Source organism: Streptomyces sp. NPDC048288 (assembly GCF_043201555.1).
GTDB lineage: Bacteria > Actinomycetota > Actinomycetes > Streptomycetales > Streptomycetaceae > Streptomyces.
Genome location: NZ_JBICZD010000007.1, coordinates 224,770 through 237,805 on the forward strand (window position 1 = coordinate 224,770; position 13,036 = coordinate 237,805).

12 protein-coding genes and 3 tRNA genes are annotated in these 13,036 nt (G+C 71.8%); 7 read left to right on the forward strand and 8 right to left on the reverse strand.

Annotation, left to right across the window (positions count from 1 at the left end; translation table 11 throughout):
• Positions 1–1,029 (forward strand): LacI family DNA-binding transcriptional regulator, encoded by a 1,029-nt coding sequence (locus tag ACGFZS_RS25915; protein ID WP_393797161.1) that lies wholly within the window; start codon positions 1–3, stop codon positions 1,027–1,029.
• Between the two features lie 28 nt (positions 1,030–1,057).
• Here the strand turns inward: ACGFZS_RS25915 and ACGFZS_RS25920 are convergent, their stop codons facing one another.
• Complete coding sequence (locus ACGFZS_RS25920) at positions 1,058–1,849, reverse strand: VOC family protein (RefSeq protein WP_393797162.1); 792 nt, start codon at positions 1,847–1,849, stop codon at positions 1,058–1,060.
• A 117-nt stretch (positions 1,850–1,966) separates the two neighbouring features.
• Positions 1,967–2,110: a hypothetical protein gene (locus tag ACGFZS_RS25925; protein WP_365688100.1), complete on the reverse strand. Its 144-nt coding sequence runs from the start codon at positions 2,108–2,110 to the stop codon at positions 1,967–1,969.
• Here ACGFZS_RS25925 and ACGFZS_RS25930 point away from each other — a divergent pair.
• From ACGFZS_RS25930 to ACGFZS_RS25945, 4 genes are all read left to right on the forward strand, one after another.
• Positions 2,109–2,363 carry a WhiB family transcriptional regulator gene (locus tag ACGFZS_RS25930; protein WP_355720642.1) on the forward strand — a complete coding sequence of 85 codons (255 nt, stop codon included), beginning with the start codon at positions 2,109–2,111 and terminating at the stop codon, positions 2,361–2,363. The two genes, ACGFZS_RS25925 and ACGFZS_RS25930, sit on opposite strands and share 2 nt — an antisense overlap.
• Positions 2,364–2,431: 68 nt before the next feature.
• A tRNA-Gly gene (locus ACGFZS_RS25935) sits at positions 2,432–2,503 on the forward strand.
• 10 nt (positions 2,504–2,513) lie between these two features.
• A tRNA-Asp gene (locus tag ACGFZS_RS25940) sits at positions 2,514–2,585 on the forward strand.
• A 35-nt stretch (positions 2,586–2,620) separates the two neighbouring features.
• Positions 2,621–3,949: an SDR family NAD(P)-dependent oxidoreductase gene (locus tag ACGFZS_RS25945; protein WP_393797163.1), complete on the forward strand. Its 1,329-nt coding sequence runs from the start codon at positions 2,621–2,623 to the stop codon at positions 3,947–3,949.
• 31 nt (positions 3,950–3,980) lie between these two features.
• On the opposite strand, the gene ACGFZS_RS25950 is transcribed toward ACGFZS_RS25945, so the two are convergent.
• Both ACGFZS_RS25950 and ACGFZS_RS25955 read right to left on the reverse strand, forming a co-directional pair.
• The gene (locus tag ACGFZS_RS25950) at positions 3,981–5,816 is read right to left on the reverse strand and encodes an AAA family ATPase (RefSeq protein WP_393797164.1); all 1,836 of its coding nucleotides are present in this window, start codon (positions 5,814–5,816) and stop codon (positions 3,981–3,983) included.
• Entirely contained in the window at positions 5,817–7,220 is a 1,404-nt protein-coding gene (locus ACGFZS_RS25955; protein WP_393797165.1) for a hypothetical protein, read from the reverse strand.
• Positions 7,221–7,310: 90 nt separating this feature from the next.
• Here ACGFZS_RS25955 and ACGFZS_RS25960 point away from each other — a divergent pair.
• Positions 7,311–7,386 (forward strand) — tRNA-Trp (locus tag ACGFZS_RS25960).
• Between the two features lie 112 nt (positions 7,387–7,498).
• Positions 7,499–8,107 (forward strand): hypothetical protein, encoded by a 609-nt coding sequence (locus tag ACGFZS_RS25965; protein ID WP_393797166.1) that lies wholly within the window; start codon positions 7,499–7,501, stop codon positions 8,105–8,107.
• Here ACGFZS_RS25965 and ACGFZS_RS25970 read toward each other — a convergent pair.
• The 4 genes from ACGFZS_RS25970 to ACGFZS_RS25985 form a co-directional block, all read right to left on the reverse strand.
• Positions 8,104–8,949 carry a hypothetical protein gene (locus ACGFZS_RS25970; RefSeq protein WP_393797167.1) on the reverse strand — a complete coding sequence of 282 codons (846 nt, stop codon included), beginning with the start codon at positions 8,947–8,949 and terminating at the stop codon, positions 8,104–8,106. The two genes, ACGFZS_RS25965 and ACGFZS_RS25970, sit on opposite strands and share 4 nt — an antisense overlap.
• Before the next feature lie 134 nt (positions 8,950–9,083).
• Positions 9,084–10,058 (reverse strand): acyl-ACP desaturase, encoded by a 975-nt coding sequence (locus tag ACGFZS_RS25975; RefSeq protein WP_365688104.1) that lies wholly within the window; start codon positions 10,056–10,058, stop codon positions 9,084–9,086.
• A gap of 259 nt (positions 10,059–10,317) precedes the next feature.
• Complete coding sequence (gene ddaH / locus ACGFZS_RS25980; protein ID WP_355720651.1) at positions 10,318–11,094, reverse strand: dimethylargininase; 777 nt, start codon at positions 11,092–11,094, stop codon at positions 10,318–10,320.
• Positions 11,095–11,192: 98 nt separating this feature from the next.
• On the reverse strand, positions 11,193–12,830 hold the full coding sequence (locus tag ACGFZS_RS25985; RefSeq protein ID WP_393797168.1) for an ABC-F family ATP-binding cassette domain-containing protein: 1,638 nt from the start codon (positions 12,828–12,830) through the stop codon (positions 11,193–11,195).
• Positions 12,831–13,036 lie beyond the last annotated feature (206 nt).

Sequence of the window (13,036 nt, forward strand, 5' to 3'; positions counted from 1 at the left end):
GTGTCCGAGGCAGTGTCGCGCCCCACCCTGGAGGCCGTGGCCGCGCGGGCCGGGGTGTCCCGGGCCACCGTCTCCCGGGTGGTCAACGGCGGGGACGGCGTGCGCGAGCCTCTCGTCGAACGGGTCCGCCGGGCGGTCGAGGAACTCGGCTACGTCCCCAACCAGGCCGCCCGCAGCCTGGTGACCCGACGGCACGACGCCGTCGCCGTCGTCATCGCCGAACCCGAGACCCGGATCTTCACCGACCCCTTCTTCGCCCTGCAACTGCGCGGCATCAGCAAGGAGCTGACGGCCCAGGACAACCAGCTGGTGCTGCTGCTCACCGAGGGCCGCGACGACCACGCGCGGGTGGCCCGCTATCTCGCCGGCGGCCATGTCGACGGCGCCCTGGTCTTCTCGCTCCACCTCGACGACCCGCTGCCCGGCCTGATCGAGGGCGCCGGAGTCCCCACCGTGTTCGGCGGCCGCCCCGGCTGGCACGACGGCACCGACAGCGCCGTGTACGTCGACTGCGACAACCGCGGCGGAGCCCAGGACGCCGTACGCCACCTCGCCGGCCTCGGCCGGACCCGGATCGCGCACATCACCGGGCCCCTGGACCAGACTTCGGCGGCCGACCGCCTCCAGGGCTACCGGGACGTCATGGGCGAGCCCGACCCCCGGCTGGTCGTGCCGAGCGACTTCACCCCGGGCGGCGGCGAGCGCGCCATGGCCGAACTCCTCGACCGCTGCCCGGACGTGGACGCCGTGTTCGCCGCCAACGACCTCACCGCGCTCGGCGCGCTGCGGGTCCTGCGCGAGCGCGGCCGCCGGGTGCCGCAGGACGTGGCCGTGATCGGCTTCGACGATGTACTGCCGGTCACCGAACAGCCCGACCCCTCGCTGACGACGGTCCGTCAGGACATAGAGGAGATGGGCCGGTTGATGGCCCGGCTCCTGCTGCGCACCCTCACCCGCGACGAGTCGGCCACGGACGCGCCGTCCAGCGTCGTCCTGCCCACGACACTGGTACGGCGCGCCTCCGCCTAGCCGCGCCTCCGCCTCACCGCGCCCCGCGTCAGCTCTGCTGCGGCTCGCCCTTGATCACCGCGAAGCGGGCGCCGTACGGGTCCGCGAGCTTGGCCATGCGGCCCACGCCCTCCAGGGTCGTCGCCGGCATCCGCACCCTGCCGCCGGACTGCTGGGCCTTCTCGACCACCGCGTCCGGGTCCTCGACCTCGAAGTACGGCAGCCAGTACGCGCCGGCCTGCGCCTCGGCCGGATCCTCGGCCAGCGGGACCATCCCGCCGAACATCGAGTCGTCCTCGCCGCCCGCCGGATTGACACAGGTGTAGGTGCCGCCCGGGAAAGGTACTCCGGAGGTCTCCAGACCGAGCGTCTTGTGATAAAAAGCGGCGGCCGCCGCGATGTCCGGGGTGTACAGCTCCACCCAGCACAGCGAGCCCGGATCGCCCGCCACCTCGACGCCCTTGGTCAGCGCGGGCTGCCAGATGCCGAAGGGCACGCCCGCCTGGTCGGCGAGGATCGCCAGGTGGCCCTGGCCCATCACGTCCATCGGCTGGGCGAGGACGCTGCCGTGCGCCTGCTCGGCGAGCTTGGCGGTGGCCTGCGCGTCCTCGCTCCGGAAGTACACGGTCCAGGAGGGCGGACCCTGCTCGGGAGTGGTCTGCATGCCACCGGCCACGGTCCTGCCGTCCAGCTGGAAGAAGCCGTAACCGCCGGCGTCCGGCCCCGCCGACTGGAACTCCCAGCCGAACAGACCGTTGTAGAAGGAGATGGCGCCGTCGATCTCGGGGGTGCCGAGGTCGATCCAGTTGGGAGCGCCGTTGACGAAACGGGTGGTGAGCATCATCGCCCTCCTCGGAAGGGTCCCGTCCATTGCACAGGCGAGTCTTCCACCGCCCACTGACAATCGCTGCCGGAGCACGCCCACCGGACCCCGGTTACCGTCGGTCACTTGACGCACTCACCGGGTTCTGATTTCGTTGCGCGCGCCGCCGTGCGCAGCCGTGGTGCCGAAGCGCATCATCGAGACTGCTGTGGTCCGTCGCTCCGGCGTTGATCGGTCGTTGAGCGAACGTTTTTCGCCGCAGGGCACGATCCTGGCCATGCACTTCGACACCATCATCCCGCCCCGCACGCCCGTCCCGGCCTGGCAGGCGCAGGCGCTGTGCGCGCAGACCGGGGCGGACTTCTTCTTCCCCGAGCCCGGCAGCTCGGTGCGCGAGGCGAAGCGCATCTGCGGTATGTGCGAGATGCGCGCGGCCTGCCTGGAGTACGCGCTGGACAACGACGAACGGTTCGGCGTCTGGGGCGGCCTGTCCGAGAAGGAACGCCTGGAACTGCGGCGCGCCTCCCGCTGAACCCACGGCCGCCGCGGAAAACGGGTAAGCCCCCGCGCCCTCGCCCGGCTACGATCCGGGGCACACGGCCGGACGTGGCGCAGAGGCAGGCGCACCGCCTTGCCAAGGCGGACACGCCGGTTCGAATCCGGTCGTCCGGCCGTGCCACGAGGTCCTGTGGAGCAGAGGCAGACTCGCCACCCTGTCAAGGTGGATACGCCGGTTCGAATCCGGCCGGGACCGCGGGACCGCGGGAGTGCGGACAGGGGACGGGACGGATGGGCGAGGCGATCACCGAGGCGGAACTGGCCGCTTTCCACGCGGTCGTGGGGAAGCTGCGGGCGCTGCCCGTCGACGACCCGGTGCGGCTGCGCGCCGAGCAGGTCGCCGCCTCCTTCGCCCGCGACGGACGGCTGCGCCGCCGCAGGACGCGCAGCGGTGAGGTGTCGGCGGCCGACGCCGCCGCGATGGCCGCGACCGCGACCGGCGCCCTGGACCGCCGCGAGGACGCGCCCCTGGCCGTGCCCGGCGCCGGGGGCGTCTTCCACAAGCCGCGCACCTGCTACGTCTGCAAGTCGCCCTATCGACAGGTGGACACCTTCTACCATCGGCTCTGCCCCGGCTGCGCCAGCGACAACACCGCCCGCCGCGCCCTGAGCACCGACCTCGCCGGCCGCCGGGTGCTGCTCACCGGCGGCAGGGTGAAGATCGGCTTCCAGCTGGCGCTGATGATGCTGCGCGACGGCGCCCGGGTCCTGGTCACCTCCCGGTTCCCGCACGACACCGTGCGCCGCTTCCAGGCCGCGCCCGGCAGCGCCACCTGGCTGGACCGGCTCACCGTCCTCGCCGTCGACCTGCGCGACCCGCGTCAAGTCCTCGGCCTGTGCGAGGAGTTGCGGCAGGAGGGCGAGCCGCTGGACATCCTCGTCAACAACGCGGCCCAGACCGTGCGCAGACCGCCGGAGTCCTACGCCCTGCTGGCGGCCGGCGAGCGCGACGCACTGCCCCCGGCCGCCCGGCAGGCCCCCGGCTTCACCCCGATGCGCATGCTGGAGCGCGGAGCCGCGTCCCTCCCGGTGGCGCTCCGGGAGGCCGACGAGGCCGGGCTGCTGCCCGACCCGTCGCCCGAGAACTCCTGGTCGGCCCGGCTCGGCGACCTCGATCCGGCCGAGGTCCTGGAGACCCAGCTCGTCAACGCCCTGGCCCCGGCCCTGCTCTGCGACCGGCTGCTGCCCCTGCTGCTGGCCGCACCGCACCTCCGGCGTTACGTGGTCAACGTGACCGCCGTCGAGGGCCGTTTCACCGTCCGCAACAAGATGGCGGGCCATCCGCACACCAACATGGCCAAGGCCGCCCTCAACATGCTCACCCGCACCAGCGCCGCCGAACTCGCCGAGCAGGGCGTCCACATGTGCGCCGTCGACACCGGCTGGATCACCGACGAGAACCCGGCCCCGAAGAAGGCCCGGATGGCGGGCGCCGGCTTCCGCACGCCCCTCGACATCGTCGACGGCGCGGCCCGGGTGTACGACCCGATCGTGCGCGGCGAGGCCGGGGACCCGGTGGCCGGGGTGTTCCTGAAGGACTACCGGGTGGCGGAGTGGTGAGCGGGGGCCGGGACCCGCGCGGGGCCGGCGGTCAGCTCCCGCGCAGCTCCATGAACACCTCCATCCAGTACCGCTGTTGCCGCTCCGAGGCGCCCACCAGGTAGGTCGCGCGCAGCTTGGCCGGGAGCAGGGCCACCAGCCGGACCACCGCCGCCCGGTGTCTCTTCACCTGGGACAGCTCCGCGTTGGCGAGGAGCTGGTGGACGACGTCGCTGTCGTCCCCGCCCTCGTCGCAGTGCGCGGCGGCCCGGCGCAGCCGGGCCTCCCAGGCGTCGACGTCCCGGGCCAGCTCGCGCAGCCCGGTGACCGGACGGCCCCGGAAACGGTCGACCAGGCCCGTCAGCGGCACCGGGGCGTACTCGCCGTCACCGAGATAGACCGTGGCCATCTCCAGCGGCAGCCCCTTGCGGTGCAGCTTGATGAGCCGCTCCAGGGTCCGCTTGGTGATCCAGGCCCGGCCCGCGTCGTCGATGTCGTGCTTCCACCACTCCAGGACCGTCTCGGCGTCCCGGCCGTACCGCGCGAGCAGCCACTCGTTGGCCGGGATGTCCTCGGGCTCGACCAGGAGCGAGGCCGTGAACCGGGTGGCCTGGGCGATGTTGTTCCGCGACACCAGCAGCTTGCGGCCCAGGTGGTACGGCGGATTCTGCACGGCTATCTGGGCCCGCAGGTTCTCGATCCGCCGTCCCGCCAGCGACCACTCCTGGGTGACCTCCATCAGCTTGGCGAACGCGGCCTTGTCCTTGGGCCGGTTGTACTCGTCCCAGACGATCGCCTTGGGCTCCGGACCCGTGAAGGGCGCGGCGAGCAGGTTGTCGAGGGTGCCGTCCGGGGACGGGACCGGTGCGCACAAATCCTCGACGTTGGTGACCGGCAGCGAGAAGTACAGGGCGTCCCGGCCGAGTCCCCCGCGCAGGGTCTCCCGGACCAGCTCCGTCTTGCCGCAGCCCGGCGGTCCCTGGAGCAGCACCGTCCAGCGGTTGCGCAGCGCCGCCCGCACCACCTGCCGCACCGGGTCCGCGATCGTCGCCGGATCGGCCACGCCTAGGCTCGCCGCGATCCGGTCGAGGATCTCGGCCGTGCGGTTCCGGCCCGGTCTGCCGTCCGGGCCCGGCTCGGCCAGCCGCAGCCGCTCGCCGTCGACCAGCGGCAGGCCCCAGCGCAGCGGGAAGCCCTCGCGCGCGTTGGCGAGCACATGGTCCAGGGTGCGCGGGGAGAGCAGTTCGCGCAGGGCGGGGGAGAGGGACGCCCACAGCGAGAAGACCGGACGCAGGTCCCACGGCCGGTACTTGGCCGCGAGATGCCGACGCCACGAGGTGTCGTTGGCCGTGATCCGCATCGTCACCATGCGGTCGAGCAGCGCCAGGTCGCCCCGGCGCGCCGAGGTCTCCGACAGCGACTCGTTGTCGGTGAGGAACACGCCGACACAGCCCAGGGCGCGCAGATCGTGCTCGCCCAGCGCCCAGTTGCAGGCGATCTGCATCAGCTGCGACTGGATCGTGTCGCCCGCCTGCAGCGAGTCGTCGATGAGCAGCACGAACGGCCGGCCCGGCCGCAGCTGACTCATCACCAGCTGGCGCAGCACCAGTTCGCCGGTGCGCGGGTCCCGGACCGGCGCGTTGACCAGCAGGTCGTCCGGGGTGAGATTGGCCGCCGGCACGTACACCAGCGCGGTGTCCGGGTGGGCGCGGGCGAGATGGGAGAAGAACGTCGCCGTCTTGCCGATGCCGTGCTCGCCGAAGATCTGCCCGGTCTGCCGCAGGTCGATCATCGCGTCGATGAACGACTCCAGCCGGGACGGCTCCACCGGCTCCGTCGGCTCCACCGGCTTTCCTGTGACCGCAGTCTGCGGTGTCTCCGTGCTCATCTACCGTGATCCCGTGGTGACGCGATGGCAGTCCATCGCGGGTGTGTGCTTCTCGGGCCAGTCGTCGCCGCCCTCCGTTATCAGCCAGATCCACTTCTCCGGCTCGGCCGGTGTGATCGGCGGCGCGTATCCGTCGGTGAGGACGACGACCGCGTCCGGGGACACCTCGCAGCGCCGGCCCGCCACCTCCGTACGGCCCTCCACATAGTCCGCGACCGCCCGGAAGCTGGTGCCGCCACCGCCGTACACCCGCTCGCCCGGCCGGAACGGCATCACCACGGCGTCGAAGGACAGCCAGTGCGCCGTGACCCCGTCGATCCCGCCGACGAGCCGGGTGAGCCAGTCGATCACCCGGTCCGGCATCGACCCCGAGGTGTCGTAGGCGATGACGAGCGCCTTGTCCCGCACCGGGCCGCGCCGGGCGAGCATCGGGTCCTGGCCGAGGGCCGCCAGCAGGGCGCCGCGCTTCTTCGGGTACACCAGCCGCTCGCCGTCCCGCAGCCGCGAGCCCAGGACGTCGACCAGCCAGCGCTGCCACCAGTCCACGGCCCGGGTGCGGGTCGTCTCCCCGCGCAGCATGCCCGCGCCCAGGTTCCCCCAGAGCTTCGCGGCCCGCGCCGAGCCCGCCTCCGTACGGCCCATGAGGTCGAGCAGCTCGCGCTCCGCGCCGGCGTGGCCGCGCCGGGCCGCCAGCAGGGTGTTGAGCAGCGCGGACGAGGTCACCGCGTCGACCGTCTCCTGGTCGGCGGGGATCAGACCGGGCACCAGGTGCGGGCAGACCGCGGGCGGCACCGGCGGATCGCACATGCGCTTCAGTTCGCCGTAGATCCGCATGTCGGTCTCGGTGAACGCGTCGTACCCGAGCGGCTCCAGACCGTGCGCCGTCAGGTCGGCGCGGTAGGCGTCGTGGATCTCGCGCGGGTCGACGCCGGTGGGGCGGCCGTCCAGCACGGGCAGCTCCGCACGGCCCAGGCGGACCAGGGCCACGTGGTTGACGGCGACCTCGGCGGCGAGCGTGAACACCGGGTCCTCGCGCAGTTCCGGGTCGGCCAGCAGGTGGCGGTGGACCAGGTGCCGGGCCTCGTGGAAGAGCACGAACTTCACGCCGTCCAGGCCCAGCGCGACGAAGAAGTCCGGGTTGTAGAGCAGCAGACACGTGCCGTCGCCGGAGGCGACCACGGCCGCCGTGTCCACCGCCGTCGTCGGGATCTGGTGCGGGCACTTCGAGTACAGCCAGGACGCCACCGCGGACTCCGTCAGCCCGAAGTCCAGCAGCGCGGCCTCCTTCAGCCGCCGCGCCTCGGCCACCACGGCGGGATCGGCCGGCCGGTACGCCTCCAGGGCCCTGCGGTCCGTCGGATCGACCACAAGAGGGTGTGACCGCCCCCGCTCTCCGTACACCATGTGCAGCCCCCCGCCGCGCAGTTCCCCCGATGTGTCATTGGTACCAGCAGGCACTGACAACGGGCCAAGGCATTACGATCTGCCGCACGGGCGGGGCCGTAGCGCAGAGGCAGGCGCACCGGTCTCCAGAACCAGAACACGCCGGTTCGAATCCGGCCGCCCCGCCCCCCTTCGCCCCCTTCTCCGCCTTTCTCTCCTCCCCGCACCGGCTCGCATGCGGGTGGCCCGCTCGCGCGGCACGCTGGTAGGAGAGCGACGCGGTGACGGGAGGAGCTCCCATGGGACACACGGAACAGCGGCCCGCCACCCGGGCCCGGGTCGAGAGGCCCGGGGGCACCGGGAGCGTCTTCCTCTCCTTCGCCCCGTGGATCATCTTCGGGGTCGTCGCCGGCCCCAGCACCTGGGAGTACGCGGCGCTGGCCGCGCTGGTCGCCGCGGCCGTCCTGTCCGGCAAGGACATGCTCAGGGGCCGGTTCTTCCTGCTCGACATGGTCGCCATCGTGTTCTTCGCCGTGCTCTGCGTCCTCGCCCTCGCCCTGGACCGCCACGAACTGATCTGGCTGGAGACCTACGCCCAGGTGATCTCCAACGCGGTGGTGGCCGTCGTGGCGCTCGGCTCCCTGGCGTCCGACCCGTTCACCGCGCAGTACGCCCGCCACTCGGTGCCCCGCGAGTTCTGGGACTCGCCGGTCTTCATCCACGTCAACAAGGTGCTGACCACGGCCTGGGGCGTGGTCTTCGCGCTGATGGCGCTGTCCACCTGGCTGGCCATCAGGCTGCCCGGGCAGAGCGACTGGTTCAACTGGGTCGTCCCCGTCGCCCTGCTGGTCTGGGTGGTGAAGTTCACCGAGCGCTACCCCGAGCAGTACAAGCGGCGGGCCGCCTAGGCGATGGCCCCCGCGGTCAGGACCAGCTCCGGCGCGGTGCCGTGGAAGGTGTCGACGAGCTGGGCCAGCACCGCCCAGGCCTCCTCCCGGCCGCCCATCCGGTCCCGGACGAGCGGGCGCAGCGCGTCCTCGGCCTCGGGCATGCGCCGCGGGAACATCACCTGGCCCAGCGAGAGCACCTTCAGCACGTCCAGCGCCGGGGCGTGGCCCGTGGCGTACTCGGCGGGCCCGGCCAGGATCCCCGCCTGGCGGACCCGGAAGTCGAACTTGCGGTGGGAACCGAACTGGGCGCGCAGCGAGGGCGGGCAGTCCGGGCGCACGCACAGGGCCCAGCGGACATAGCCGGGCAGGGAGTTCTCGCGGTCCGCCTCCGCGACCGTCTGCCAGTGCTCACGCCGGTAGACCATGGACGTGGCCTCCCGCGCCTCGGCCATCGAGGCCGACGCGCGCAGGGCCGGGACCAGTCCGAGGCGGGCCACCCGGTCCGGGACCGGCGGTGCCTCGTGGTCCCTCCGGAGGACCGGGTCGACCTCGATCGCCGGCAGCCGTCCGGGGGCGAACGACACCCCGTCCAGGATGGCCCGCCGCAGCGCCGTGTCCTGCTCGGACAGCAGCCGCCAGACGACGGCGTTGAGATCCGGGTCGTCCTCCTGGAGCATCCAGAGCACCACCGAGGCCGGCAGTGCCGACAGACCCCACGGGAGCCGGTGCCGGACGCCCTGGAGATCCTCCGGCACCGGCCGGGGCAGCCCGACACGCGCGCGTACCCGGTCGGCGTCCTCCGAGTCGATCAGACCCAGCAGAAAGCCGACCGCCCGGCCGGAGGTGATGTCAGCACGCATGCGCGCATGATGCCGCAGGCCACGGCCTGCACGCACCGGAAAATCCACCCGCCCCCGGCAACGGAAAGGGCCGCTGCCACGTGACAGGTCACGAGGCGGCGGCCCGGTCGGTCACCCGGTGGTGGCCCGACCCGTCACGCGCCGGCGCGGGCCGCCATCCGGGCCTTGCGGGCGGCCAGCTTCTCGTCGAACTTGGAGGCTTCGGAGTCGAGGCCGCCCATGAACAGCCCGAGTTCCTCCTGTGCCCGCAGGCCCTCCGGGCCGAGGCCGTCGATCTCCAGGACCTTGAGGTGGCGCAGGACCGGCTGGAGCACGTCGTCGTGGTGGATGCGCAGGTTGTAGACCTCGCCGATCGCCATCTGCGCGGCGGCCCGCTCGAAGCCGGGGATGCCGTGACCGGGCATCCGGAAGTTGACGACGACGTCCCGCACGGCCTGCATGGTGAGGTCGGGGGCGAGCTCGAAGGCCGCCTTGAGCAGGTTCCGGTAGAAGACCATGTGCAGGTTCTCGTCGGTCGCGATGCGGGCCAGCATGCGGTCGCAGACCGGGTCGCCCGACTGGTGGCCGGTGTTGCGGTGCGAGATGCGCGTCGCGAGCTCCTGGAAGGCGACGTAGGCCACCGAGTGCAGCATCGAGTGCCGGTTGTCCGACTCGAAGCCCTCGCTCATGTGCGACATCCGGAACGCTTCCAGCTTGTCCGGGTCGACCGCGCGCGAGGCGAGCAGGTAGTCGCGCATCACGATGCCGTGCCGGCCCTCCTCGGCGGTCCAGCGGTGCACCCAGGTGCCCCAGGCGCCGTCCCGGCCGAACAGCGAGGCGATCTCGTGGTGGTAGCTCGGCAGGTTGTCCTCGGTGAGGAGGTTCACCACGAGGGCGATCCGGCCGATCTCGGTGACCTTGGAGTGCTCCTTCTCCCAGGCCTGGCCGTCCTCGAAGAAGCCGGGGAAGTTGCGGGCGTCCGTCCAGGGCACGTACTCGTGCGGCATCCAGTCCTTGGCGACCTTCAGATGGCGGTTCAGTTCGTTCTCGACCACTTCCTCCAGGGCGTACAGCAGCCGCGCGTCGGTCCAGGCGGACGAGCTGCCGAGGTGGGGAGAAGTGATCGTCACGAGAACTCCAGGGGGACGCCGTACACGAGCGGATGAACGGGAACGAGCGGGAACGAGCGGGAACGAACGGGAGGGGCCCGGCGAGCGGTTGCCGGAAACCTACGTGATCGTAGGCTACGAATCCGTAGGTTACGAAGCCGTAGGTTAAGCGCGCTGTAAAGACCGCTGATCAGATACGGTGCCCAGGGCGAATCCGGACATGCCGAACCACTCCGGGACCCGCAGGTCCCGAGGCTGAAGAGGTGAGTCGATCACCCGGTCAGACGTACAACTCCCTTAGCCGCACCGAGAGGCACGTCACACATCCCTCGAGCTTCTCGAACTCGGAGATGTCCACGGTGACCACGTCGTGGCCGAGGTCGGTCAGCAGCTCCGCGGTCTTCGGGGCGCTCGCCGCCATCAGCAGCTTGCCGCCGCCCAGCAGCACCACATGGGCGCCCGCGTCCTCCGGCACCGCGAGGAAGCCCGGGAAGAGCGAGGGCCGGTCCACGTTCGGGATGTGCCCCAGAACCGTTCCGTCGGGCAGCGCGGTCACCGCCGACTTCAGGTGCAGCACCTTGCTCACCGGCACGGCGACCACGCGCGCGCCGAGCGGCTCGAAGGCGGCCCGCAGCTGCTGCACCCCGGCCGCGTTGGTGCGTCCGCCGCGGCCGACGTAGACGGTGTCGCCGACCTTGAGGACGTCACCGCCGTCCAGGGTGCCCGGCTCCCAGATCCAGTTCACCGAGCAGCCGAGGCGGGCCACCGCCTCCTCGACCCCGGCGGTCTCCGCGCGCCGGGACTCGGCGCCGGGCCGGGTGATCAGCGCGACGTTCTTGTACATGACGACCGTGTCCTCGACGAACACCGAGTCCGGGCAGTCGTCCTCCGGGTCCACCTCGACGGTCTCCCAGCCGTGCGCGCGCAGCGTCTCGGTGTACTCCTCCCACTGCTCCTGGGCGAGTTCGACGTCGACCTTCTCCCGCTCGACATGCGTCACCAGGCCTTCGGCGAGGCGGGGGCTGGGGCGGCGGACGAGGGCCTTCTTGCTGGGCACGTCGGGTCTCCGGGGTCGGGGATGCGGTCCGGCGCCCGTCGAGGGGCGCCGGACCGCCATCATGCAGGGCGGATCGGTGTCGACAAAACCCCTTGTTGTCAGGCTGTGCCCTCGCCGAGACGCGCCACCTCCTCCGGAACGGTGTCCCGCAGCTCCCCGTCCGCCATCAGCAGCCAGCGCGTGATGCCGATCGACTCCAGGAACGGCAGGTCGTGACTGGCCACGACCAGGGCACCCTCGTACGACTCCAGGGCCGTGGTGAGCTGCCGCACACTCGCCATGTCGAGGTTGTTCGTCGGCTCGTCCAGCATCAGCAGCTGCGGGGCCGGTTCGGCGAGCAGCAGCGCGGCGAGCGTCGCCCGGAAGCGTTCGCCGCCGGAGAGCGTCGCCGCCTTCTGGTCGGCGCGGGCGCCCCGGAACAGGAAGCGGGCGAGACGGGCCCGGATCCGGTTGTTGGTGGCGCCCGGCGCGAACCGGGCCACGTTCTCGGCGACGGTCCGCTCGCCGTCGAGCACGTCAAGGCGCTGGGGCAGGAAACGCAGCGGCACATGCGCGTGCGCCTCGCCCGCGACCGGTGCCAGCTCCCCGGCGACGGTCCGCAGCAGCGTCGTCTTGCCCGCGCCGTTGCGCCCGATCAGCGCGATCCGCTCCGGTCCGCGCAGATCCAGGATCCCCTTCACCCGGGAGCCGTGGGCCAGCTCCAGGTTCTCCAGCGTGAGGACGTTCCGGCCCGGCGGCACGGCCGTGTACGGCAGTTCGACGCGGATCTCGTCGTCGTCCCGTACCGCCTCCACCGCCTCGTCGAGCCGTTCCCTGGCCTCGGCGAGCCGTTCCTCGTGCATGATGCGGTGCTTGCCCGCGGACTCCTGGGCCGCGCGTTTGCGCGCCCCCATGACGATCTTCGGCTCGCGTTTCTGGTCGAACATCTTCTGCCCGTACCGCTTGCGGCGGGCCAGTTTCATCTGGGCGTCGGACAGTTCGCGTTTCTGCTTGCGGACATCGGCCTCGGCGACCCGCACCATGCGCTCGGCCGCGTCCTGTTCGACCGCAAGGGCCTCCTCGTACGCCGAGAAGTTGCCGCCGTACCAGGTGACCTCGCCGGAGCGCAGGTCGGCGATCTGGTCGACCAGGTCGAGGAGTTCACGGTCGTGGCTGACCACGATCAGTACGCCGGGCCAGGCGGTGACGGCCGCGTACAGCCGCCTGCGCGCGTACAGGTCGAGGTTGTTGGTGGGCTCGTCGAGGAGCAGCACGTCGGGCCGCCGGAGCAGCAGCGCGGCCAGCCGCAGCAGCACCGACTCGCCGCCGGAGACCTCGCCGACGGTCCGGTCCAGACCGATGTGGCCGAGCCCGAGCTCGCCGAGGGTGACCAGGGCGCGCTCCTCGACGTCCCAGTCGTCGCCGACCGTCTCGAAGTGCGCCTCGGAGACGTCACCCGCCTCGATGGCGTGCAGCGCGGCCCGCCGGGCGGCGATGCCGAGCGCCTCGTCCACCCGCAGCGTGGTGTCGAGGGTGACGTTCTGCGGGAGGCAGCCGATCTCGCCGGCCACCTTCACGATGCCGTCGGACGGGGTGAGCTCACCGGAGACGAGCTTCAGAAGGGTGGATTTCCCTGATCCGTTCACGCCCACCAGGCCGGTGCGGCCAGGGCCGAAGGAGACGTCCAGGCCCTCGAAGACGGGGGAGCCGTCGGGCCAGGCGAAGGACAGGGAGGTACAGCTGACGGATGCAGACATGGGCGCCTCGCGGTTGCTTGCGGTGTCGGGGGCAAACGCGTGTCGAGACACCGCGAGGCAGCAGCCGAGGGGCCAGGGAGAAGATCCTGCGCCGGGGGACGGCTCGTACGCCGAGGTCGAACGCCACAGACACACCTCACGGGTGTGACGCGGTGTCTCAGGACCTCAGACGAGCAACGTCCTTCTCCAATCGACGACAACAGGAC